At 55.7% G+C, this 20541-nt stretch carries 23 protein-coding genes; 2 read left to right on the top strand and 21 right to left on the bottom strand.

The annotated features are described in order from the left end of the window. Positions 1-6: 6 nt before the first annotated feature. The 10 genes from E8D52_15175 to E8D52_15130 all read right to left on the bottom strand — a co-directional run bounded on the left by E8D52_15175 (position 7) and on the right by E8D52_15130 (position 7689). Entirely contained in the window at positions 7-525 is a 519-nt protein-coding gene (locus tag E8D52_15175; GenBank protein ID TKB65741.1) for a chemotaxis protein CheW, read from the bottom strand. Positions 526-658: 133 nt separating this feature from the next. Next, the gene (locus tag E8D52_15170) at positions 659-2860 is read right to left on the bottom strand and encodes a chemotaxis protein CheA (GenBank protein TKB65740.1); all 2202 of its coding nucleotides are present in this window, start codon (positions 2858-2860) and stop codon (positions 659-661) included. A 116-nt stretch (positions 2861-2976) separates the two neighbouring features. Continuing rightward, the gene (locus E8D52_15165; GenBank protein ID TKB65739.1) at positions 2977-3354 is read right to left on the bottom strand and encodes a response regulator; all 378 of its coding nucleotides are present in this window, start codon (positions 3352-3354) and stop codon (positions 2977-2979) included. A gap of 49 nt (positions 3355-3403) precedes the next feature. Beyond that, entirely contained in the window at positions 3404-4003 is a 600-nt protein-coding gene (locus tag E8D52_15160) for a hypothetical protein (protein ID TKB65738.1), read from the bottom strand. A gap of 31 nt (positions 4004-4034) precedes the next feature. After that, positions 4035-4487, bottom strand: coding sequence for an STAS domain-containing protein (locus tag E8D52_15155; protein TKB65737.1), 453 nt, complete (start codon positions 4485-4487; stop codon positions 4035-4037). After that, positions 4432-5271, bottom strand: coding sequence for a flagellar motor protein MotD (locus tag E8D52_15150; GenBank protein TKB65736.1), 840 nt, complete (start codon positions 5269-5271; stop codon positions 4432-4434). The genes E8D52_15155 and E8D52_15150 overlap by 56 nt, the downstream gene beginning before the upstream one ends. 64 nt (positions 5272-5335) lie before the next feature. Continuing rightward, on the bottom strand, positions 5336-6106 hold the full coding sequence (locus E8D52_15145; GenBank protein ID TKB65735.1) for a flagellar motor protein: 771 nt from the start codon (positions 6104-6106) through the stop codon (positions 5336-5338). Positions 6107-6119: 13 nt separating this feature from the next. Continuing rightward, the gene (locus E8D52_15140) at positions 6120-6707 is read right to left on the bottom strand and encodes a hypothetical protein (GenBank protein TKB65734.1); all 588 of its coding nucleotides are present in this window, start codon (positions 6705-6707) and stop codon (positions 6120-6122) included. Between the two features lie 47 nt (positions 6708-6754). Beyond that, positions 6755-7117 (bottom strand): response regulator, encoded by a 363-nt coding sequence (locus E8D52_15135; protein ID TKB66354.1) that lies wholly within the window; start codon positions 7115-7117, stop codon positions 6755-6757. 338 nt (positions 7118-7455) lie between these two features. Beyond that, complete coding sequence (locus E8D52_15130) at positions 7456-7689, bottom strand: helix-turn-helix domain-containing protein (GenBank protein ID TKB65733.1); 234 nt, start codon at positions 7687-7689, stop codon at positions 7456-7458. A gap of 179 nt (positions 7690-7868) precedes the next feature. Between E8D52_15130 and E8D52_15125 the strand changes: the two genes are divergently transcribed. Together E8D52_15125 and E8D52_15120 are read left to right on the top strand one after the other, a co-directional pair. Next, the gene (locus tag E8D52_15125) at positions 7869-8768 is read left to right on the top strand and encodes a MinD/ParA family protein (protein ID TKB65732.1); all 900 of its coding nucleotides are present in this window, start codon (positions 7869-7871) and stop codon (positions 8766-8768) included. Positions 8769-9159: 391 nt separating this feature from the next. Further along, entirely contained in the window at positions 9160-9558 is a 399-nt protein-coding gene (locus E8D52_15120) for a hypothetical protein (protein TKB65731.1), read from the top strand. 289 nt (positions 9559-9847) lie between these two features. On the opposite strand, the gene E8D52_15115 is transcribed toward E8D52_15120, so the two are convergent. The 11 genes from E8D52_15115 to E8D52_15065 form a co-directional block, all read right to left on the bottom strand. Beyond that, complete coding sequence (locus E8D52_15115) at positions 9848-10453, bottom strand: PilZ domain-containing protein (protein TKB65730.1); 606 nt, start codon at positions 10451-10453, stop codon at positions 9848-9850. Between the two features lie 19 nt (positions 10454-10472). Further along, positions 10473-11627: a GGDEF domain-containing protein gene (locus E8D52_15110; GenBank protein ID TKB65729.1), complete on the bottom strand. Its 1155-nt coding sequence runs from the start codon at positions 11625-11627 to the stop codon at positions 10473-10475. A gap of 22 nt (positions 11628-11649) precedes the next feature. Beyond that, positions 11650-11976: a hypothetical protein gene (locus E8D52_15105; protein ID TKB65728.1), complete on the bottom strand. Its 327-nt coding sequence runs from the start codon at positions 11974-11976 to the stop codon at positions 11650-11652. Then, positions 11973-12365, bottom strand: coding sequence for a flagellar export chaperone FliS (fliS, locus tag E8D52_15100; protein ID TKB65727.1), 393 nt, complete (start codon positions 12363-12365; stop codon positions 11973-11975). The genes E8D52_15105 and fliS overlap by 4 nt, the downstream gene beginning before the upstream one ends. A gap of 20 nt (positions 12366-12385) precedes the next feature. Beyond that, on the bottom strand, positions 12386-13783 hold the full coding sequence (locus E8D52_15095) for a hypothetical protein (protein TKB65726.1): 1398 nt from the start codon (positions 13781-13783) through the stop codon (positions 12386-12388). A gap of 21 nt (positions 13784-13804) precedes the next feature. Further along, positions 13805-14155 carry a flagellar protein FlaG gene (locus E8D52_15090; GenBank protein TKB65725.1) on the bottom strand — a complete coding sequence of 117 codons (351 nt, stop codon included), beginning with the start codon at positions 14153-14155 and terminating at the stop codon, positions 13805-13807. Between the two features lie 76 nt (positions 14156-14231). After that, positions 14232-15059, bottom strand: a complete 828-nt coding sequence (locus E8D52_15085) for a flagellin FliC (protein ID TKB65724.1) — start codon at positions 15057-15059, stop codon at positions 14232-14234. 192 nt (positions 15060-15251) lie between these two features. Next, complete coding sequence (locus E8D52_15080) at positions 15252-15779, bottom strand: hypothetical protein (protein ID TKB65723.1); 528 nt, start codon at positions 15777-15779, stop codon at positions 15252-15254. A 27-nt stretch (positions 15780-15806) separates the two neighbouring features. Beyond that, positions 15807-17522 (bottom strand): glycosyltransferase family 9 protein, encoded by a 1716-nt coding sequence (locus tag E8D52_15075; GenBank protein ID TKB65722.1) that lies wholly within the window; start codon positions 17520-17522, stop codon positions 15807-15809. After that, positions 17519-19336 (bottom strand): hypothetical protein, encoded by a 1818-nt coding sequence (locus tag E8D52_15070; GenBank protein ID TKB65721.1) that lies wholly within the window; start codon positions 19334-19336, stop codon positions 17519-17521. The genes E8D52_15075 and E8D52_15070 overlap by 4 nt, the downstream gene beginning before the upstream one ends. A 12-nt stretch (positions 19337-19348) precedes the next feature. After that, positions 19349-20524, bottom strand: coding sequence for a glycosyltransferase family 9 protein (locus tag E8D52_15065; protein ID TKB65720.1), 1176 nt, complete (start codon positions 20522-20524; stop codon positions 19349-19351). Positions 20525-20541 lie beyond the last annotated feature (17 nt).

The following is a 20541-nucleotide window of genomic DNA, read 5'->3' as shown; positions in this document are numbered from 1 at the left end:
TGTGGGCTATGCCCCCTCAGATACCGCCGCCACCGGCGCCTCTCCTTCCGGCAACATGCGATCGATATCCAAGAGTGCCACGAGTTTGTCCCCGGACTTTCCGATCCCGTTGAGAAAGCTCACATCCACCTTCACGCCGAACTGCGGAGATGACTGGATATCCTTCTTGTCGATGTTCAACACGTCAGACACGGCATCTACCACCAGTCCCATCACCTTGTCGCGGACCACGACGACGATGATGACGGTGAACGCCGTGTAATCGATCGTCGGCATCCCAAACTTGGTCCGCAGTTCGACGATCGGCACAATCGTGCCGCGAAGATTCAAGACACCCTTGATGTGGGGCGGAGTGTTGGGAATCTTCGTCACAGCCGTATAGCCCTTAATCTCCTGAACGCGGAGTATGTCCACCCCGTAGAGCTCCTCGCCCAAGTTGAATGTGAGGAACTGATTGTCATCTGTGGTCAGTCCAATCTGTTGATGCAGCTCTCTTGTGGCTGTTTCGATTGCTGTTGCCGCCATGGGTCCTCCTTCCTAAAGCGTGAAGCCCGCTCAGCGAGGCTGAGCATATCTCGTAAAGCGACGTTCGTCCGGAAACAGCCTCTAAAAACTAGACACTTGAAACTCGCAGCTTGAAACCGAGGCGCTTCGCGCCTCACGCCGCAACCTGATCTCCATGGCGGGCGATTTCCAGCAATCCGCGGACGTCCAAGATGAATCCGACGGTGCCGTCGCTCAAAATCGTGGCGCCCGCGATTCCTTCGACCTTCCTGAAATTTTGTTCCATACTCTTGATCACCACTTGTTGCTGCCCGAGGATCTCATCGACCATCACCGCCACACGCTCGCCTTCGGTCTCGAGAATCAGCAGAATGGCCTTCGTCGGCAGCGTATGTTCAGGCTTCAAGGCAAAGACTTCGTAGAGGCGGATCACCGGCAGATAGGTCCCCCGCACGTTGATGAGTTCGCCTTTTCCGACAACGGTCTTGACCACACCCTCCTTCGGCTGGATGGATTCCAGAATCGAGAGCAATGGTACGATATAGGTTTCTTGTCCAATCCGAACCGTCATCCCTTCGATGATCGCCAACGTGAGCGGCAGCTTGAGGGTGAAGGTGGTACCTTTCTCTTGTTCTGTTTTGATCGTGACGGTGCCGCCGAGCGCCTCGATATTGCGCTTGACGACGTCCATCCCGACGCCGCGGCCGGAGACATCCGTAACTTTCTCCGCAGTCGAAAACCCAGGCTTGAAGATTAAGGGCCAGATCTGGTCGTCGGTCAGTTTGTCGCTCTCGCTGATCAATCCCTGTTTCACGGCCTTGGCTATGATTTTCTCCCGATTCAGCCCACGACCATCATCTTCGACCGTGATACAGATGCTCCCGCCTTCATGGAAGGCATTGAGCCGGATCGTTCCCAGTTCTGGCTTATTATTGTCCAGACGTTCATCAGGTCCTTCCAAGCCATGATCGGCTGAATTCCTGACCAAATGTGTCAGCGGATCCCCGATGGATTCGATGACCGTCTTATCGAGTTCGGTCTCTTCGCCTGAGAGGACCAGCTGGATTTTTTTCCCGGCCTTGGCCGACAGGTCTCGAACCAACCGTGGGAATCGGCTGAATGCGGTGCCGATCGGCAGCATGCGGATCCCCATGACGCGTTCTTGAATTTCTCGGGTGTTCCGTTCCAGCTGAGCCACGCGCTCCAGTAATACGGGAAGCTGCCGAATCTCGAACCGAGACCCTAAGTCGCTCAACATAGACTGCGTAATGACCAGTTCGCCGACCAGATTGATCAACTTGTCGATCTTGGCCGTATCCACACGAATAGACGCCGTATCGGTTTTCTTAGCGGATGTGGAAGATTCCTGTTGTTTCTGCTTGTTCAGCGCCTGCTCCAGCTGTTGAGGAGTCACCGCCTTTTGCTCGACGAGAATCTCCCCGACTCGCTTTTGTTGCGCCAGTGCCTGACTCAGTGCAGCGGGAGACACCACCCCATCTTCGACGAGAATCTCTCCAAGGTGTTTGGCCCGTCCCTCAATGCCGTCAGAGGGGAGGGATGAGGGATGAGGAGGAACGATAGATTCTCCGGAAGCCTTTCCCTCGTCACTCTTGCCCCCTATCTCATTCCCCCTCACCGCTTCAATGGCGAGCGCACTGTCTTCTCGGACGAACTCAAATACGGCCTCAATCATCTTGCGATCCTTGCCGGTCGTCAGCCGCATGCGCCATGAGAGATAGCATCGCTCCGGATCAATCTCGGCGAGATCCGGCAACCGGGACATATCGATCACTACCTCGGTCAGATTCCCGAGATTTCGCAGCTCTCTCAAGACTTGCAGTGGATCGAGCCCCCGTTGAAACAACCATGCAGGCGGAGTCCATGTAATGACGTAGGTCAGATCCCCTTGCCGCTCTTGAGCCTGACTCGGTGTGGCCTCGCTTGGATTGGGCTTTGACTGCTGGGGACCGGATGCGCTCGCGGACGCTAATTCGTCCGTGAGTCGTTGCACCGTCGCATCATCCACCGACGCGCCCGTCTTGGCCGCCTCAATCAAAGTCTTTAAACAGTCGGTCGATTTGAGAAGGAGGTCTGCAATCTCTGGCGAGACGGCTTTCTGCCCATTTCTCAGCAAATCCAGCAGCGTCTCCATCTTGTGTGTAAATTGGGCGACCACGTTGAAGCCGAACATGCCGCTCCCGCCCTTGATTGAATGAGCCGAGCGAAATATCTTATTGAGCAGATCCCGATCTTCTGGATGTTGTTCCAGTTCCAATAAGCCTTCCTCGACGACGGCCAGATGCTCTGCGGCCTCATCAAAAAAGGCGTCTTGGAATTGTGCAAACTCGTTGCTCATATGACCTCGTGAGACGTAACCCGTGAGACGTGACCCGTCAAGAAACTTCCCATCGCTCTTGCCTCACCCATCTCACATTTCCTTGTTTACGTATGACCTTTCACACTTCACGGCAATTACGCCGGCAAGACCTTGGCGATCGTTTTCAGCAAGACTTCCGGGTTGAACGGCTTGACGATCCATCCCGTGGCGCCAGCTTCCTTGCCCTCTTGTTTCTTCTCCATCGCCGCCTCCGTCGTCAGCATCAGAATCGGCGTGAATTTAAATGTGGTCAGTTTACGCAGTTCCTTGATGAGGGCGATGCCATCCATCTCCGGCATGTTCAGGTCTGTCACGACGATATCCAACTTTACCTGACCTGCCGCTTTCACCTTGTTGACCGCGTCTTTCCCATCCTCTGCTTCGATCACGGTAAACCCGGCGTTGGTGAGGGTGAATGCGACCATCTGCCGCATGGTCCGTGAATCATCGACGATCAGTGCTGTCTTACTCATGTTCTCCCTCCATCCGCAGACTGTCTTTTCTCTCCGTTCAACGCGTCTCCTAAAAGAGCGTCACCGGGTCTTCCTCACCATCGGCGGTCTCCATGTCGTTTGGGACAGGATCGAGATAATCGGACATCATGGCCGCCTCGTGCAGACGGCGTTCCGCATCCATGGTGTAGCTCCGTTCAACGTGTTGCAGAGCCGCAATCTCGTCCTGAGCCTCCTGGTTTTGTGGGCCTTTCATCAGAGCCCGTATATGCCTCTGAAGTTGGTCGAGCGCCAGATTCACGTGCTCTAATTTTTGGCGCGTAATGTCTTGGAACTGCATGGCCATCACGACCTGGGCCAAACTTGCCGACCGATCTGCTGGAGTAATCCCCTCACTCGAAGACCCTAGGACTTGAAGATGCCCCATCAACTCCATCGCTGCTCGCTCGGTTTCCTGTGTCACGGCTACCATCTGAGCCTTGAGAATCGGAATGATCTGTACGGCATCGCTTCCAAAGCTCTCCCACGCTCGGCGATGCGCCTCACCCCTCACATCTCCGACAGCCGCCGCCTCTCCACTGCCTCCACTAGACCCTGTCGCGGAATTCATCATTGTGTTCTCGATCCGCTCGTGGCCGTCGTCACTACCACGTCGCGTATCGCCCTTCAAAACAGCTCCTCAGCCTCATTCGCGATGGCCGTCATTCACTGAGTGAGCCGGTAAATCCGAGCTGCTGTAATCTTCCCTGTAAGTCTTCGGACATCCCAGACACAAACATGCGATTTTGCTTCTTGGCGGCCAGCAATAGTTGAATCGCCGCCGTATCGACTCGAGCCACGCCGCTGAGGTCTACGGACACCAACCCATCGTTTTGAAACAACTTCGTCAGCGAGTCTTTAAATTCGCTCGCTTCAAAAATGGTGATATCTCCTTTCGGAGCGAGATGTCTGGGGATCGGATCATTCGCCTGAGCTGGTTGCGGGGATGATGATTCTGTGGCCATAGTACAAGCCCCTCCTAACTGAACGTACCGAGTCCTCTTGTCGACTGCTGAAGACCAAGACTTGAGTGTTACCCGCATGACACGCCTACCCCACCTACGGTGTTGACGCTCGTCCCTCTCCCGATAGTTTCGGAACAACCTGTGACGCATTCAACGACTCCTCGTCAGTCGATCGTCCGAGCACATCTGAATCGGTCTCCTCTTGTACGATAGGCGTGGGCGGGGCTTGCTCAAGAATCACGACCTCCACTCGACGGTTCTTCGCCCTCTGTTCGGCATCTGCATTCGCCGTCACAGGCCTCGTCTCGGCATGCCCCACTGCGGCGAGGTGATCAACCGGTACGCCGTAGAGCTCCGACAATACTCGCACAACCATCACCGCCCGTGTTGAGGACAATTCCCAATTGGACGGAAACTGCGCGGTGCGAATAGGAACATTGTCCGTATGTCCCTCAATCCTGGTATGCCGGTTCAATTCAACAATGGCCGTGCCAAGCCCCTCAAGAAACCGCAACGCCTCAGGACGCACGGCGGCTTCTCCACTGTTAAAGAGGAGCTGGTCCGGAATGGTGATCACGATATCTCCATTCACCATTTCGGTAATCCGCACCATCGCCAATTGAGGCGACGCCTTGATGGCTTTGACTAAATTCCTGAGTTTGCGGATGACGACGTCTTTGCTCCCAGGTGAGTCTGGTGCCGTCAGCGCAGCTTTGCTGGCACTCAGTATCATCGGTGATGGTGAGGATGGAGGACTGACGATTGGATTCAGTGCAGCCTTGATCGACTCACTGACAGTTCGAAATTTTCCGACATTGACAGAAGAGATCGAATACATCACGACGAAAAATGCGAACAATAAGGTGATGAAGTCGGCATACGACACCAGCCACCGCTCGTGATTTTCATGCTCTTCGTGCTTCTTCTTGGACATGCGTTAGTTTCTAGTCTCTAGTTTCTGGTGAACATCACACGTGCCACGAGAAACACAGGACTCCTCATTTCTTCTTCTCGTGCGTGCGCTCGCTGTGTGGAAGCACACTCTCCAGTTTTTCCTGAAGCAATCGTGGATTCTCTCCCTGCGCGAGTCCCACCAGACCCATAATGATCAGGTTGCGTGATCCCGCCTCCTCTTTCAGCTTAAACTTGATTTTATTGGCCAACGGCAGAAAGAAGAGGTTCGCCAAGCCAACGCCATACACGGTCGCGACGAAGGCGACGGCAATACCACCTCCGAGCGCGGAGGGATCGGCCAGATTCTCCATCACATGAATCAACCCAAGCACTGCACCGATAATGCCGACACACGGTGCGTATCCACCAGCCGCTTCCCATACCTTGGCCGCATGGACACCTTGCTCTTCATGGTGCTCCACTTCAATTTCCAGAATCTCGTGTACAGCTTTCGGATCGGTTCCATCGACAATGAGCTGGATTCCCTTCTTCATGAAGGGATCTTTGACGTCTTTGAGTTTCCCTTCAAGCGCCAAGAGGCCTTGTTTTCGCGAGACGTTCGCAAGGTCCAGGATCAGCTTAATGGTTCCTTTGTTGTCGATATGGGGGCCTGTGATCGCCAGAGACAGCGCACCGAACGCCTTAATGACCACCGACAGCGGATTCTGCACACACACCGCGCCGAACGTCCCGCCCGCCACGATGATGAGGGCGGTGAGCTGCATAATCGAGCTGACGTGCCCGCCCTCAAGGATTTGGCCTCCGATAATGGAGCCCAACGCAAGGACGATCCCAATAATGGTTGCGATATCCATCTCTACCGTGACCTTACTTGAATCCGAACTGAGCTAAAATATCGTCGGCGACTTTCTGCTGCATCGCCGTCGTTTTGGATTCTTCGAGTTGTTTCAGTAAGTCCCCCGCGGTCCCCACGTCACTGGCCGCTTCGGGGTTTCCCTGCAAGCCAAACACGACGACGAGCTTCATCAGTTTTCCTTGCACTTCGTCGAGAATGGTTACGAGTTTCTTCACTCGTTGAGCCACCAGATCTTGAAAGGAGAGAGCCGTCATGATTTCCATCAGATATTTATCGTCCTGCGTAAGAACGGAGGTCACCTTTCGAAGACGTCCGGCAAGGGTCAGGCAATCCATTGCCCGCAACACCTCAATGACTGCGGAAAGCTCCTTGGCGATCTGTCCATGAGTGTCCTGCATCATCTCCGTCAAACGCATGACCTCAAGCGTGCCGTCCTCCGTCATTTTGCTCAGGTCGCTCAAATGGGACGTCGCGGTCGGAAGCTGGGTGCTGCTGGAAATGATCTGGGGGCTGGCCGCTGAGATGGCGTTCCTCGCGCTGTCCACAAAGCGAGCTAAAGAGCCGAGTTCTTCGTATAGTCTATGTTCTTGATTGGCCACAGTCCCTCTCTCTACTCCGTGTAAACACGGATTGGCTTAATCACGGACTACTTGAAGATCTTTGCAATCTTTTCTTGCATCGTCTCAGCGGTAAACGGCTTAACAATGTAGTTGCTGACGCCGGCCTGCACTGCTTCAATCAAATTGCTTTGTTGCGCCTCGGCTGTCACCATCAGCACAGGAAGGGCCTTGAGCTTTTCATCCGCCCGAATTGCCCGTAGCATATCGATGCCTGTCATGACTGGCATATTCCAGTCGGACACCACGAACCCGAACGTATCGGCTCGCAGCTTCTGCAGCGCTTCTTGTCCGTTCTCCGCTTCATCCACATTGCCAAACCCCAACTGCTTCAGGATATTTTTGACGATTCTCCTCATCGTCACCATGTCATCGACCACCAGGACCTTCATGTTTAGATCCGCTGGCATACTACCTCCTTTCTCTTACTCGACTGACACAACGGCGATCACGCACGGCCTGTCCATGGTGGGATGATCGGACCGTTCCACAGCCTTTCGACGCTTCATCAAATATCGGCATATTCGCCCAGCGACCTGAGCCGTAACGGCCCGCATTGGCACGAACTTCATCACAGGGGTGAGAGAGGATCGTCATGTGTGGATGAAGACATGTTCTCAAGCGGCGGTCTCTGGTTGGATCATGCCACCACTCATGTCTGTAGCGCCGTGCCGTCTGAGAGCAGGAACGTCGAGTCTTTCTGCTAATCAACCAGGCAGTCACTCTGAGATCACGAGCCTTGCCGGGATCGGCCATGCATCCACTCATGGATATCACGGCGCAGAAACCGCCAGTGCTTTCCAATTTTTGATGCTGGCAATTCACCGACTCGGGCGAGCTTATAGACCGTGGACTTTGGTACCCGAAGAAACCGAGCCACCTCCATCACCGTGAGAATTTCGCCTTCCCGTGCGGAGGCCTCCTCGGTCTGAGTCGTCGTTGCTGTAGATACTTCATTATTCATGACAACTGAGGTATCGGTGTGGCGGTTTGAAAACTTGAGCACCCAGTGGAAGCGAATATTGTCCTACACCCTTCTCTTTGCACCCGTTCCACTCGGATACCGTATACCTATTCATGTTTCTCCACGGCCAACCGACAAAGGAGGTGCGACTGGGCTCAAACCACTAGGAACTGAATATAATGGCGCATGTGATTTCGGTTGCGTCTGGAAAAGGCGGGGTCGGGAAAAGTGTGGTGGCGGCCAACCTGGCTCTCGTCTTGGCACAAAAGGGGAAGCAAGTGGTGCTCGCAGACCTCGACGTCGGCGGCGCCGATGCGCATGTGCTGGTCGGCCTCCTCAACCCGCCGCTCACCCTGACCGACTTCCTCAACCATCGCATTGAGCAGCTGGATAATCTGGCTCAACGTCTCCTCATTCACCCAAACTTGCGGATTATTCCAGGTACCGGAGACACCTTGGCGACAGCCAACATGTCCTATTCACAGAAAAAACGTCTGATCCGGAATTTTCAAGATATCCGCGCAGACATGATCGTCGTCGATATCGGAGCAGGGGCGAGCTATCATACGCTCGACTTTTTTCTCATGGCCGATCATCACGTTGCCGTTGCAACCCCAGACCCAACCTCCGTCCTGGATCTCTACCGGTTTCTTAAGCTCGCAGCGATTCGTCGGGTCTTGTCGATGTTCGTGATGCGGGATGTCCTGACAGAAGGTCTCGCGAACCGGGATTACAGCAGCGTGGAAGAAGTATTGGATGTTGCAGGCAAGACGGATGAGTCCGGTCGTGCAATTGCAGAAACTACCCTGCGAGCGTTTCAGCCAACCCTCATTCTCAATCGCGTGTCGGGACGTGCCCGCGTCAACGTGCTGCAACTGAAGAAATTGCTTAAAGAGTACGTCGGCGGCGACTTAACCCTGCTGGGTGAGATTCCGGACGACCCTGCGATGGAACAAGCGGTACGCGCGTACGTCCCTGTGGTTCAGCACGCTCCTTCTTCTCCGGCCGCCGCAGCGCTTCTGAAGACGGGCGATGCGCTGCTTCAGCTCCTGACAAACCCTTCGATTCAAGCGGCCTAACTGCCATTCTCACGATTGCCTACTTGAGTTCTCACTCCACGTACACCACTGCTGCCCAAATGGGCTACGGTGTTGCCATGACGAAGACCTGCTCTACGCATGTGAGTCCTGAAGAACGAGCGATCCTGAGCCTGGCCCTGGGACATTTGCTCCGGGTGATAGTCCGCGTGTGGGCCACGCGCCTAGCACCGTAAGCCGCAAGTTGGCCAGCAATACCACACGGAGCCTCCCGTAGTGAGCCTGTGCGGCGCAAAGCTCAATCTGCTCAATCCCCGCGCGACTGCGGAAACTCCTCGACCCCTGGCTGTGGCAGTAAGTACGGACGGATCTGGCTGAAGGCGGCTCGCTCGAATAGATTGCTGGGCGCCTCCGGCGTGCGTATCCTGACGACATGCGGAAACCGCTCTCAGCCGAGACCCTCTATCTGGACCTGTATGTGCTGCCTCGCGGCACCCTGCGGAGCGAACTGCTGTGGGCGTTGCGTCAGGCCCGTAAGACACGTTGGCCACGGGCTCGTGGGATCGATCACCGCGGCCAGCTCCCTCATATCACGCCGATTGCGGACCAGCCCGCTGAAGTCATCAGGCGTCAGGTTCATGGGCCCTGGGAAGGCAACCTCCTCAACGGAGCGCGCACTGGCTCGAGGCTGTCGGCACACGGGTCGAGCAAACCACCCAGTTTGTCCTCCTGGCCCTCATGGACGGTACAGATGGCTGGAGGGGGCGTACCAGGGATGTACCAAGAAGCTTCGGTAGATCTCTGCCGCGATGCGGAAAACGCTGACGGATGATCGGGGTAAAGCGATGGCAGAGCATGAGCGCCTAGCCCAGCGACTCGCGATCCGCATCTTCTTTGCGGGATCCCCATGCGCCCTGGCAGCGCAGCTCCAACGAGAATACGAATGGGCTGCTGTGTCAGTATTTTCCCAAAGGCATGGACCTGTCAGGCTCTACCCAACGTGAGTTGAATGCCATTGCCCATAGGCTGATGGCCGTTGCCACACCCCTGGAGGTCTATGCGGAACTACGCCATCATGCACCCGTTGCATGTGGAACTTGAAACCGCCCTGTTTTGTTTTTTTACACGGTCGTGGCCCGACGGGCTCTCAATCGTTCGGCTTGTGTATGAAGAATGTGGCGGATCAGATGTTCTTGATCATCGGCCTTCAGATCGATAAATTCAGTGGCGATAGCAAACCCTTGTCCGTCTGCCTGAGGGATCGAACGAATCACTTTCGTTAGCGTCTGGATGAGCCTGAATGGCGGAAGAATTATCTTGATTGCCAGCTGCTCACCGGTCATGAATTCCCGAGAGGCGATGAATCCGACTCCTCCCCCGCTCAGATTGACATCCATCGGTTGCACCATGGTCACACTTGCCGGATGGCTGATGGCCAAAGAGTTGAGGATGACTTCAAGTAAATAGTCAACTTTCATGATCCATGGAAGCATCGGTGAGTCGATCAATGACTCTCCTGCGCGCGCGCACAGATCCACAGTTGGCTGCTTAACGACTGCGGAGATCATCTCTGGAGTGGCGTTGGTTGCCTCGACGGGAACGGCGGCTCCTAGCTCAGCGAGCACGCGATATTCCATCAGCACTCGATCATCGATTCTGATCCATTCGCGCCGTTCATCGGCGGTGCTCGTGGATGGGGCGGACGGTGTCGTGACAGAAGACGCCATGGTCAGGTCACCTTCAAGGTTATGCGGCACAACTCAGCGCCATAGCGCAGGCAACTCCAGGCGGTTTCGGAGCATGAAGAATCACGCGGTTCCGTCCTTGGGCCTTTGCCTCTTTCAGAGCGGCATCGCCGACCATCATCCACTCAGATATGGACGCTACGGCATTATCTTGAACCGCGGCCAAGCCGATACTTGCCGTGGTACGAACCTGTCCGGCCTTGATCGTAAAGGGGTATCGCTCAACACGCTCGCGCAACCTCTCAGCAAGAGAATGAGCCTGTTGCCTATTGGTATGCGGCAGTACGACCGCGAAGGTGTTACCTCTATATCGACCAACAATATCGCTGTCGCGCACCGTCTCCCGCATGACATCAGCTACCATCTTGAGCACCTGATCCCCAGCGGCATGGCCAAGACGGTCATTGACGATCCTGAAGAAATCCAAGTCCAGCAGCAAAAGACAAGCCGGTACACCGTAACGAAGTCCAACACTCAACTCCCGCATCAGCGCACTCTCGAATGCCTGAGGGTTACACAAGTCCGTGAGTGGATCGCGAAGAGCGTTCGTCCTTGCTTGCTGATGAGTCTCGGCATAACGAAGGGCAAGCGACAGAGCGGCACCGACTGTCTCGAACGCTTCTCGTTCGCGTGGAGTAAAGCGATCTAGGTTTCTCAGCTGAATAAGGAGCATGCCGCTCTCCTCTGATCCGAGAGCAAGAGGCACCTCCTGTCCCATTGTGGAATCCGGCTCTTGCATGGACGCGTGCGACGCCGACGGTGAAACGAGTCGAAGATGCCGCGAACGGCCGCCCCGCAGAGGAGCACTCGATTCAGCGTCGTGAGAAGGAGATTGGCCGAGTCTACGAAGCAGGTACCGACGCACCTGTGCCTCCCGTTCCCGATTCTGGGAATCTGACCAGATCCATACTCGATTGCAGTGTGATCGCGCAACCCCGACCATGACGGGATCGACCAGGGGTGGCAATCCTTTCGTCAAAACCTTGATGATCGCTTCTTCGTCAGGTGAGGACGCAAGTGCATCGGTAAGACGATGCAACGCGGTCAGCCTTTGGTGGTACTGTTGCAGTTCGTCCTGAGCCTGCGCCAACTCCTGCGTGACCTTGGCCAATGCATCGGATAGCCTACTCGCATCGGAAGGTGTCTGCTTGGCCATCGCCCGTTCCTGCTCTCCTCTGCTATGCCTTCATGGATACGGTCACTGGAGTCGAAGGCTGCCCTCCGAGTCCTTGCTGAAGACCGTGAAGACGCTGTTTAGTCGCTGCCGCTTCTCCCAATAATGATACCAACACAGCTTGCACAGTATGCACACGATCGCGGATCTGTGCATCAAGTTTCAGCAAATCGCTCACCTCTTGCAGCGGTGTCTGCATATCAGCCAAGAGGGCACCACGCTCGCCATAACATTGCGCAACCGCATCCCATTGTCCACGCTCAGCCGCCTCCACCGCAGTCTTCGTGAGCCTCACGATGTCCGCCTGACTATTCCCGCCTGTGGAGTTCATCGTACACCAACCAGACGAGTCTGCTGCGCCGCGATCTCCCGCCACCCCTCACGAAGCGTGGTCAGGCAACGATGCGGACCAGCGAGTCGGCGCGCATCATTCTGAACATTGGCCGTGACCAGTTCGCTGAGCATATACTCGTAGAGACGATGCAACGAACGTGCAATCTCGCCGCCTTGTTGGAAATCAAGCACACTATTGAGCTCCCCGATGATGGAAATGGCTCGTCCGAGGAATCGGCCTTTGTCCTTTGGATTGTTCGACTCGATCCCAACCCGGGCGAGTTCAATCGATTGGATGGCGCCATCGTACAACAAGACAATAAGTTGAACACCGGAGGACGTGACAACCTGGGTCTGTTCATATTGACGAGCGTACTGAGTGAGCATGGTTACTTTTCCCTGTTTGATTATTGCTTGGATGAAGATTGTGATTGAAGAAAGCTGCTTTGTCCCTGAAGCTGTCGCAACAACCCATCCAGCGCAGCAAACTGCCGCCTCAGTCTTTCCTCGTACCGACTCACGGAGTCCTCTTGTCGTGCGATGTCGTTCCCGATCCGTGAAATTTCACTCGTCAACCCGCTTTTCCGAAGCGTGAGCACTCCACCCGAGACATCGTTCAATGCATCAACTGCGGAGACAATCGACTGCGCCAAGCCAGTGGCCGATCCCTGATTACTGAAGAGTGCCTTAACCCCGTTATAGTTCGTGCTCAAGGCGGTGGTCAGCTGCCCGTCGTCAACCGTAATCGTTCCCTCTCGTCCAGTTTTAAACCCTATCTGCCCAACACCTGAATATACAGTGGCGCCACTCACCGAGGATGACAATGCGGTTCTCAGTTGCGACAATACGGTTTTTGCCGATGCTTCATTGAAGAATACCCCGCCTTGCTTTGATGCAACGTCGTAGGTGGTCCGTTCGTTGATAAATTTCACGACCTCGTTGTACGCCGTTGCCAAAGCCTGGATGTTCGTCTTGACTGCATTGACGTCCTGAGACAGGCTCACCTGAACCGTCCCAGTTTCCGTTGTCTTCGTGAGCGTCAGTATCACGCCGGTGATCGCATCGGATACGGTATTGGAGCTCCTCTCGATCGACAGCGGATTGAGCGCTTGATCGCCGAGCTGAATTTGTGCATTCTGTGCCGCAGCCAGTGTGTCGAGTCCTCCGCTACCGCTACCGTTCAGGAGGTCCAAATCCGTGCCATCCGCCACGATAGTAATCGCATTGGCACTACCAGTATTGTTCGCTGTAAGAGCCAGACGATACGCCGGGGCAGCTTCCGTACCTGTATTGATCACTGATGCCGTCACACCAGCTCCTACGGAGTTGATCTGATCCCGCAGATCCGTCAAGCTCCCGGTCGACCCGAGGGTCACGGTTTGGTTTGCGCCGGCCCCCACCCTGAAGGTAAAGGTCGCCGATCCTGCGCTAACAATATCCGCCGTTGCAGAAGACACCGCTTTAGCAGCCTTACTCACGACTTGATGGGACTGTGCGAGTTGAAGTACCCGAACACTGTAGGTTCCCGCTGCAGCCGACGAAGAGGCCGAGACGGATAACACCGTGGTATCCGAGACAGACGCCGTCGTCTTATCAAAAGATGTCGAAAGCCGCAGCGCCTGAGCAGCACTTTGGAAAGCCGCCACTTTGGTGCTCACACTAGTCAGGTCAGTGAACTTGGTATTGAGACCCGACTTCTTTTTGGTTAGTCGATCAACTGGCAACGCCGCAATCTTGACCAGTTGATCGACGACTTGTCCAAAATCCGTTCCATTCCCGAGTCCGCCGAAACTTATAGATGGCATGGCACGTCCTTGTGCACCAGGTTAGGCATGTTCTCCGAATAGCGCCCCTTTTGATCCTGAGAGATTCTTGGCTAGATCGATCACTTCTTTGGGAGGAATCTGCCGAATCACTTCACCAGACTCTCCGCTAAGAATTTTCACGACGACTCGATCGAGATCCGGGTCCACCTCTATCTGCAAGTGCGAACCCGCTTCCTCAAACGCTGCCTTCACTTTACTCACGGCATGCTCAAGCGCGACCCGATCCGTGGGAGCAAAGTCAGAACCCTTGGAGGGTGCTTCCACAGGCTTGTTCCTGGGAGGAGCACTGGTCTGACTTTTGTTACTGGCAATGGCCGGGAGATCCACCTTCGATGTTACATTGGTGATCATAAATACCCCCTTGTATCACTCCGTTCACCGGAGCCCTCTCCTAGTCAGGAGAGGGCCGGTGGACGGCGTGCGGCCATTATCCTCTGAGTAGGGCCAGCGCTTGTTGTGGTAGCGTGTTGGCTTGTGCCAACGTCGCGATACCAGCCTGTACCAAGATCTGGTTCTTGGTAAAGATGGACGTTTCGAGCGCGATATCTGCATCGCGGATCCGAGACTCTGCAGCCGTGAGGTTTTCACTCGTGACCTGCAGGTTGGCAATCGTCGCCTCGAACCGGTTCTGAATCGACCCGTATTCGGCTCTGGCGCTCGCAATGGCGCTGATCGCATTGTCAACATTGGCTAATGCACTGGTTGCATTGGCAGAGCTCGATACGTTTACACTGGAGAGTCCCAACGACGATGTCGTGATGTCGTTGAGGGACAGGTCAAGCGTGTTGCCCGTACCGCTGCGGAACCCGATCGCAACCGAGAAGCTGATCGAGCTGCCGCTGGTCAGTGCCTGACCGTTGAATTCCGTAGTCTGTGCGATACGATCGATTTCCGATCGCAACGCGACGAATTCCTGATCGATATACGAACGCTCCGTGTTACCGACTGTGCCGCTCGCCGATTGCGACGCCAATTCTCGGAGTCGGGTCAAGAGCGAACCAATCGTCGCCGCGGCACCGTCGGCGATCTGCGTCAAACTAATGCCGTCCGACGCGTTTCGAGTCGCCTGGTTGATGCTGCGAATCTGCGCCCGCAAGGACTCGGACAGACCGAGACCGGCAGCGTCATCCGCGGCGCGCGTGATCCGCAAGCCAGATGACAATCGTTCCACCGAACGATTCAGGCCCAGAGTGTTAATTGAGAGATTGCGCTGAGCCGCAATCGATGCTGGGTTATTGTTAACGATAAGAGCCATTGCCCGTCCTCCTTGAAACTAGAACACCATCCGTTGCTGCGCTTCCGACATCCGTGCAGAAGCCGAATTCCTTTACGCCCGTACGTGGCGTGCCTGTCTTATCGGCCAATCCCGGGGGGACTTGAGCTTTTGAACGAATTCGCATAGATCACGGCTACCGGGCCACAACGGAACAGAATGAGCACCGTGCTTCTAATTGGAAAGCCTCGGTAAGACTTCATATTCAAGAAGGTCCGCCATACGGACGGTATCCCGGAGACGCCTCGCTTCCAAAAACTCTTCCATCCATCCTGCGACGACGCGTGCAGGTGATTCCATTCCTGGTTGTTTCGGACGGTTGCCGATAATCTCAACAACATCTGCAAGCTTACCCAACCAGAGGTCCAACAACGACAGATCCTGCACACCCAATCGAAGCTTGCCGACTAACGAGGTGCCTTCCTCAACGACGAGTTCTCGGAACCGGTCAATGGCCCCTCGTGCGGACTCGAGAATGGCTTCTTGCGTGGCCGACGTCGCAACAAGCTCACGATATTTTCCGGATAACTCCTGGAGTAATGTCGGATCAATGTCCCGATCGGTAATCCGACGACGATCGAGCATCACGGTCGTCACGATCCGCAACTTTGCATGCGCCCGCTCGCTCAGGTCGGCTAGAATCTCGCCCAGCGTCGTGCCGTTGGCCGCTTGCCATTGGTCATTATCCAATTTGATGTTCATACGGTATCTCCTTTGACATCAACGAGGTCACGCTACTCGTGGTTCAATTCCCGCCGGCACCATGTTTCGTCTGCGATCAGGCTGGAGAGTCGACTGTTCGTCGATTGAATACACAAGAAGTGGTTCAATCTCGGTCACTCGTGTCAGCCAGGCTCGATAGGCATCAGCCTGATGCCGCGCCAGCCGACCCACTCCTTCAACGTTGTCATTGTGAAGTTGCCGAAAGAACGCTGCCGTTATCGGTGCCGTAGCCGCGGTGCTCATACCGAGCAGGAACAGCCGATCCTGCTCCGCTCTCTGCTCGCGCTGCAGTCTCTTCAACTCTGATACATTCACGGATACTCGAGCGGCAAGGCGGGCAATGTCGTCTGCCCTTCTGCAGGCGGCTGTCAGAAGTGGTCGCAGGCGTCGAATGAGCTCCTGTACTTCTGTTGCGTCGGGAGGAGGCTCTTCAGGAGCCGGCACATTACTACAGAGCCCGGTGTGGCTCTTGTACCAATACCGACGCCAGAAGCGTGCATACCACGCGGTCGCAAGAGGTTCCGTGCCCAGCTGCAGTTGAAATGTCCCCAACCCATCCTCGTCCACACCAGACTGATACAGGCGCACTCCCGACTCCTGTGATGCACAGGGTGTGTTCTTTAATACATGCAGCAACAGATCCCCGACAAAATCTGGCAAGATGCGATCTTTACAGGCATGGTGGGCACAGACCTGCTCGAATCCACAGGGGGCACACTCAAGATCCGGCTGAACAACCCAGTGGCCTGGGCCATAGGGTCCAGTTTCCTGAAAATCAACATGCCCCACGGAAAGATCGATGACAGGTGTGCCCGCCGCCACGCTGACATGCATGGGGCCAGTATCATTCGTCAACAGAGCTCGGCACTCCGCCAACAACCCGGCAAGCTGACTCACGGTCGTACAGCCTGCCATATTCTTGACCGGGTTCTGCCCGCCAGCCTGTTTATACACTTGCGTGACTTCGGCAATAGCCGCTTCCTCTTCGGTGCTACCAATGAAGACGATCCCCCCGTGCCATTGTTGACTGAGGCGCGCGAGCGTGAGTCCAAAAAGATGCGGACGCCACGCCTTCATACTGTCACTCGCCCCGGCCTGAACGGCAATCCAATCAGGGGCCTCATCGAGAGCCTGCCGCGCCCACGCTCGTGCCTCCTCGGCAATTGAAAGCTGCAACGGACTAAACGCTCCAGGTCCGCTCCCACCCAACGCATAGACGTCGACCAGATTAAATCGATTCAACCGACGGAATTGGTGGAAGTCGCAGAAATACGCCATCCATGGATTGTCGACAACCATGCCGCCATCCCAAGCACTTCGGGCTCCACGAATGTCGGAAGCGCCGATATAGCCTGCCAACAATGCACTCGGTTGGTTAAACGTTAAATTGATGACCCGGTTATACCGACGTTCCAGCAATGGCTTGGCCCATACCGCCACATCCCGATAGAGCGCGGTCACATCCTTTACCGCTGCCCGACTTTCATCGATCAGAGCATGAAAGTCGAACGTGATCACATCTCGCAAACCCTTCAGCAGCCCAGCGATTGGAGCGAACCGGCGATCCACAACCAGATCCACGGCCACGCCCGGCCATTCTTCTTGAAGCCGGCTCAAGAGCGCTCCCATCTGTACGAGATCGCCCATCCGGGTGATGTTGATGATCAGGACCTGTTTCATCTCGACGTTGGACCTTCTGTGTTCAGCTCCTGATCTCTTCATACCAAGTCTCTTTGTTCAGCTCGATAACTGTCGAGCATCAACACTAACAACTCTTCGCGGGCAAGTTGGCGACCTGGTGCTCGCGTTCGAATATCTGCGGCAAGATCTTTCAGCTCGACTCGTTGACCGGGCGGAAACTTGCTGAGTAAGGGAATAAGTTCAGGCATCGTAGCAGCGCGTTCCTTCAGTACGGTCGTCGATCGGTCCCCTCGCAAGATCGAGCCGATTCGATCTGGCTGACGCATACCGACGACAGCCAGGAGCTCTTGCAGACGGTGCCGATAGGTATGGTCTCGCAAAACACGCCGGCGTGAAGCCTCGGCAGAGGCTCGTCGACCTGGCGATTCCTTGAGCCATGTCCGGATCAACTGTGGTACCTCTTCAGCTCGACGAAACCGCACGACTTCCTCGGACGTAAAGAGATCGGGAAGGAGCGTTCTTTCATCGACCAATTGAAAGGCTCCGCATGCGGCCAGCTCAAAGGTGCGAGGATTGACGAAATCCGGATGAGGATCCAAGCCCATGCCGGAAGAGGAATGTGGGTTCAGATTCACAGCTGTCGCATTAAACACCTTCATGCATGTCTCGGTGTCGATACGGGCGCCGTTCCGTTGAAGGACTCTGGAAAGGTCGCTGACTCCATCCCATTCATTCCCCCATAGCTTGAAGGTCCACTCAGGAGAGAGCCACTGCGGCAACAGACTCCGTCGATTCGCATACCCTGCTCCGACAAATGACACATCAGCGCCGTATTCCAGTTGCTCGGCGGATGTTAGCGCTAAGGGATGATGGACACTGGGGTCCGCCGCCATGGGAAGGTAATGAACGTGAGCAGCCCCAGCGCGTTTCAATGCCTCGATACATTCGGATTGTTGAATGACGAACCAGTAGTCATACCCCCCCGCTAGTTGCTGCCAGTAGGTGAGGTGTCGATAGTTTTCCACGAACCACATCGCCGTCGGAAACTTCTTCTTCCGCAGATGCTGCAAGACCGCCAACGTCAACGGAGCCTGCGCGATAGCTAGAACGAGGTCCGGGGGATCTTCTGCAATGTGGGTGATCGTGCTCAGACTCAGCACGTCGGCAAAGCGGCTCTGCACAGTCAGTCGATGCCGATCCTCGCGGAAGGATCCAAAGGTTTCGTAGCTCGCGTGATGGGCACTGTGGTCAAGCCAACTGACCCGATGCCCCAGCTCGTTCAACGCCGACACGACATACCGAGCAATCGGTAAGGATCCCCCATAGATCGGGCCGACCACTGCAACATGCAACTGCCCTCCTGCTTTGCTGGCCACAAGTCGGCGCAGGTTCGTCTCAAGCCGCTGATGCGCTTCGATATGCAGTCGCGCAGCTGGCCCGTATGTAAAGAACCGCAGAGGTGCTGATTGTGACGCTAGCTGCTCGGCCATTTCCTCCGGTGTGCCGATCATCCACTGAACCGTATCGAGCCATGTTCCAAGAGCGCGAATGCCAAGCGCATCTTTGAAGACCGCAACATCAGGAATCACGACGGCTAGGCGCGAATCGTGGGGCTTCACAATCGCCAGTGCCTCCACGTGATAGAGCAGCCCGACGCCGAGAACAACGCCCAACTCTCCGGTTTTCCATTCCTTGACTTGTTGCTCAGCCCACGATCTGGCCTCTTTCTTCGGATCGTACGCGCTATGGACCCATTGCCCTTGGTACATGGCCGAAGGAGAGCCTTCGCGAGAGGGTACAACCGCGAGTACCCCACCGGAACTTTCCTTCACAGCACGAATAAGAGCCGATGAGGAGTGATGTAGGCGTTCTATATTTTGATTGAGATACTCCACCGAAACCTCTTGTCACACCGGAGATGGTTGTAGTTCCTTCCAGATCTGCGTTCGCTGAAGCGGCGCGATCGCTTCATGCCCTGCCTCAACATAGTAGGCTCCCAACTCATCCCGGTGGCTTGCCCACAACGACCAATTCTCTGTGGATGTGGGAACTTGATGAGACAAAAGCGAGATGGTCTCATCGACCGGCCATTGGCATGGCGCGAGCACCCCCCGTTCGTCCACATCTCCATGCTCTGATTGCCACACCCAATGGTTCGTTCCATACGGTCCCGTTTCATGGACCCGTGCCCGCGCAAAATACCAACCGATCACCGGCCTGCCAAGCGCCGCAGCGAGATGCAGGGGACCTGTATCCGAACCGACGACTTGATGACAGCGAACGAGAATGGCCGCAAGCTGCGACAGCGACGTGCGACCCGTCGTGTCCCAAATCCGACCCAGAGCCGATGGAGGCAGCAGCGATTGAATCTCTGCGGCTCGTTCGCACTCTGTTCCGACAAGTACGACACGTCCCCGCGACGTGGACGCAAGAAATGAGGTGATCCACCGGCGCCAGACCTCCGTGGGCACACACCGCTCGACCTCCCCTGCTCCGACAATAAGCGCGATCCATGGATCACCATGTTTGCCGATCAGTTCCAAGTCCTCAGGCAATCGGACAGCGGGAGGAACGAGGGGAGTGATATGCCCAGGCGGAGAAACTCCACAGAGTCCGCAGAAGGCATCAGCCAAATGCACACGTTGCCCTAGACGCCGCTGCGCCACATCACGTACGTAGGCAGCCCAAGGTGTCAGCGTCTCGCCGAGCGGCCCATATAGCAATGGTCCTTTCACCTCTCGAGCAAGTAAGGAGCCGGCCACCAGCGCCCGACGATGTTGATTGAGGACATACGCGCAGTCGTAGCGGTCCGGCGCCAGCGCCATCAAGGTTGTTTCGACCTCGGCAAGATGCTCCGCGCGTACGTCCTGCTGGGCAGCCATTGCCCGGCGCTGCCAGGCCGCTCCATCCCACTCAAGGACCTTCTCAATGCCAGGCAGCAGACGTCCCACCTCAGCAAGATGAGACGGACAGAGCAGATCCAATTGCGTCTCGGGATGACGGACGCGGAGCTGTGTAATGGCCGGCAGCGATTGCACCAGATCTCCCAATCGGGCCAGTTGTATGACAAGTGCGCGTGGCATTTCTTTTTACCTTCTAT

The sequence above is a fragment of the Nitrospira sp. genome (assembly GCA_005116745.1).
Classification (GTDB): domain Bacteria; phylum Nitrospirota; class Nitrospiria; order Nitrospirales; family Nitrospiraceae; genus Nitrospira_D.
This window is presented reverse-complemented; position numbering and strand designations above follow the sequence as displayed.

What these genes read in the sequence shown, in the direction of transcription:
- E8D52_15175 (TKB65741.1), bottom strand. Translation starts at nt 525, where the DNA reads ATGGCGGCAACAGCAATCGAAACAGCCACAAGAGAGCTGCATCAACAG.
- E8D52_15170 (TKB65740.1), bottom strand. Translation starts at nt 2,860, where the DNA reads ATGAGCAACGAGTTTGCACAATTCCAAGACGCCTTTTTTGATGAGGCC.
- E8D52_15165 (TKB65739.1), bottom strand. Translation starts at nt 3,354, where the DNA reads ATGAGTAAGACAGCACTGATCGTCGATGATTCACGGACCATGCGGCAG.
- E8D52_15155 (TKB65737.1), bottom strand. Translation starts at nt 4,487, where the DNA reads ATGCGTCACAGGTTGTTCCGAAACTATCGGGAGAGGGACGAGCGTCAA.
- E8D52_15150 (TKB65736.1), bottom strand. Translation starts at nt 5,271, where the DNA reads ATGTCCAAGAAGAAGCACGAAGAGCATGAAAATCACGAGCGGTGGCTG.
- E8D52_15145 (TKB65735.1), bottom strand. Translation starts at nt 6,106, where the DNA reads ATGGATATCGCAACCATTATTGGGATCGTCCTTGCGTTGGGCTCCATT.
- E8D52_15135 (TKB66354.1), bottom strand. Translation starts at nt 7,117, where the DNA reads ATGAAGGTCCTGGTGGTCGATGACATGGTGACGATGAGGAGAATCGTC.
- E8D52_15130 (TKB65733.1), bottom strand. Translation starts at nt 7,689, where the DNA reads ATGAATAATGAAGTATCTACAGCAACGACGACTCAGACCGAGGAGGCC.
- E8D52_15125 (TKB65732.1), top strand. Translation starts at nt 7,869, where the DNA reads ATGGCGCATGTGATTTCGGTTGCGTCTGGAAAAGGCGGGGTCGGGAAA.
- E8D52_15120 (TKB65731.1), top strand. Translation starts at nt 9,160, where the DNA reads ATGCGGAAACCGCTCTCAGCCGAGACCCTCTATCTGGACCTGTATGTG.
- E8D52_15115 (TKB65730.1), bottom strand. Translation starts at nt 10,453, where the DNA reads ATGGCGTCTTCTGTCACGACACCGTCCGCCCCATCCACGAGCACCGCC.
- E8D52_15110 (TKB65729.1), bottom strand. Translation starts at nt 11,627, where the DNA reads ATGGCCAAGCAGACACCTTCCGATGCGAGTAGGCTATCCGATGCATTG.
- E8D52_15105 (TKB65728.1), bottom strand. Translation starts at nt 11,976, where the DNA reads ATGAACTCCACAGGCGGGAATAGTCAGGCGGACATCGTGAGGCTCACG.
- fliS (TKB65727.1), bottom strand. Translation starts at nt 12,365, where the DNA reads ATGCTCACTCAGTACGCTCGTCAATATGAACAGACCCAGGTTGTCACG.
- E8D52_15095 (TKB65726.1), bottom strand. Translation starts at nt 13,783, where the DNA reads ATGCCATCTATAAGTTTCGGCGGACTCGGGAATGGAACGGATTTTGGA.
- E8D52_15090 (TKB65725.1), bottom strand. Translation starts at nt 14,155, where the DNA reads ATGATCACCAATGTAACATCGAAGGTGGATCTCCCGGCCATTGCCAGT.
- E8D52_15085 (TKB65724.1), bottom strand. Translation starts at nt 15,059, where the DNA reads ATGGCTCTTATCGTTAACAATAACCCAGCATCGATTGCGGCTCAGCGC.
- E8D52_15080 (TKB65723.1), bottom strand. Translation starts at nt 15,779, where the DNA reads ATGAACATCAAATTGGATAATGACCAATGGCAAGCGGCCAACGGCACG.
- E8D52_15075 (TKB65722.1), bottom strand. Translation starts at nt 17,522, where the DNA reads ATGAAGAGATCAGGAGCTGAACACAGAAGGTCCAACGTCGAGATGAAA.
- E8D52_15065 (TKB65720.1), bottom strand. Translation starts at nt 20,524, where the DNA reads ATGCCACGCGCACTTGTCATACAACTGGCCCGATTGGGAGATCTGGTG.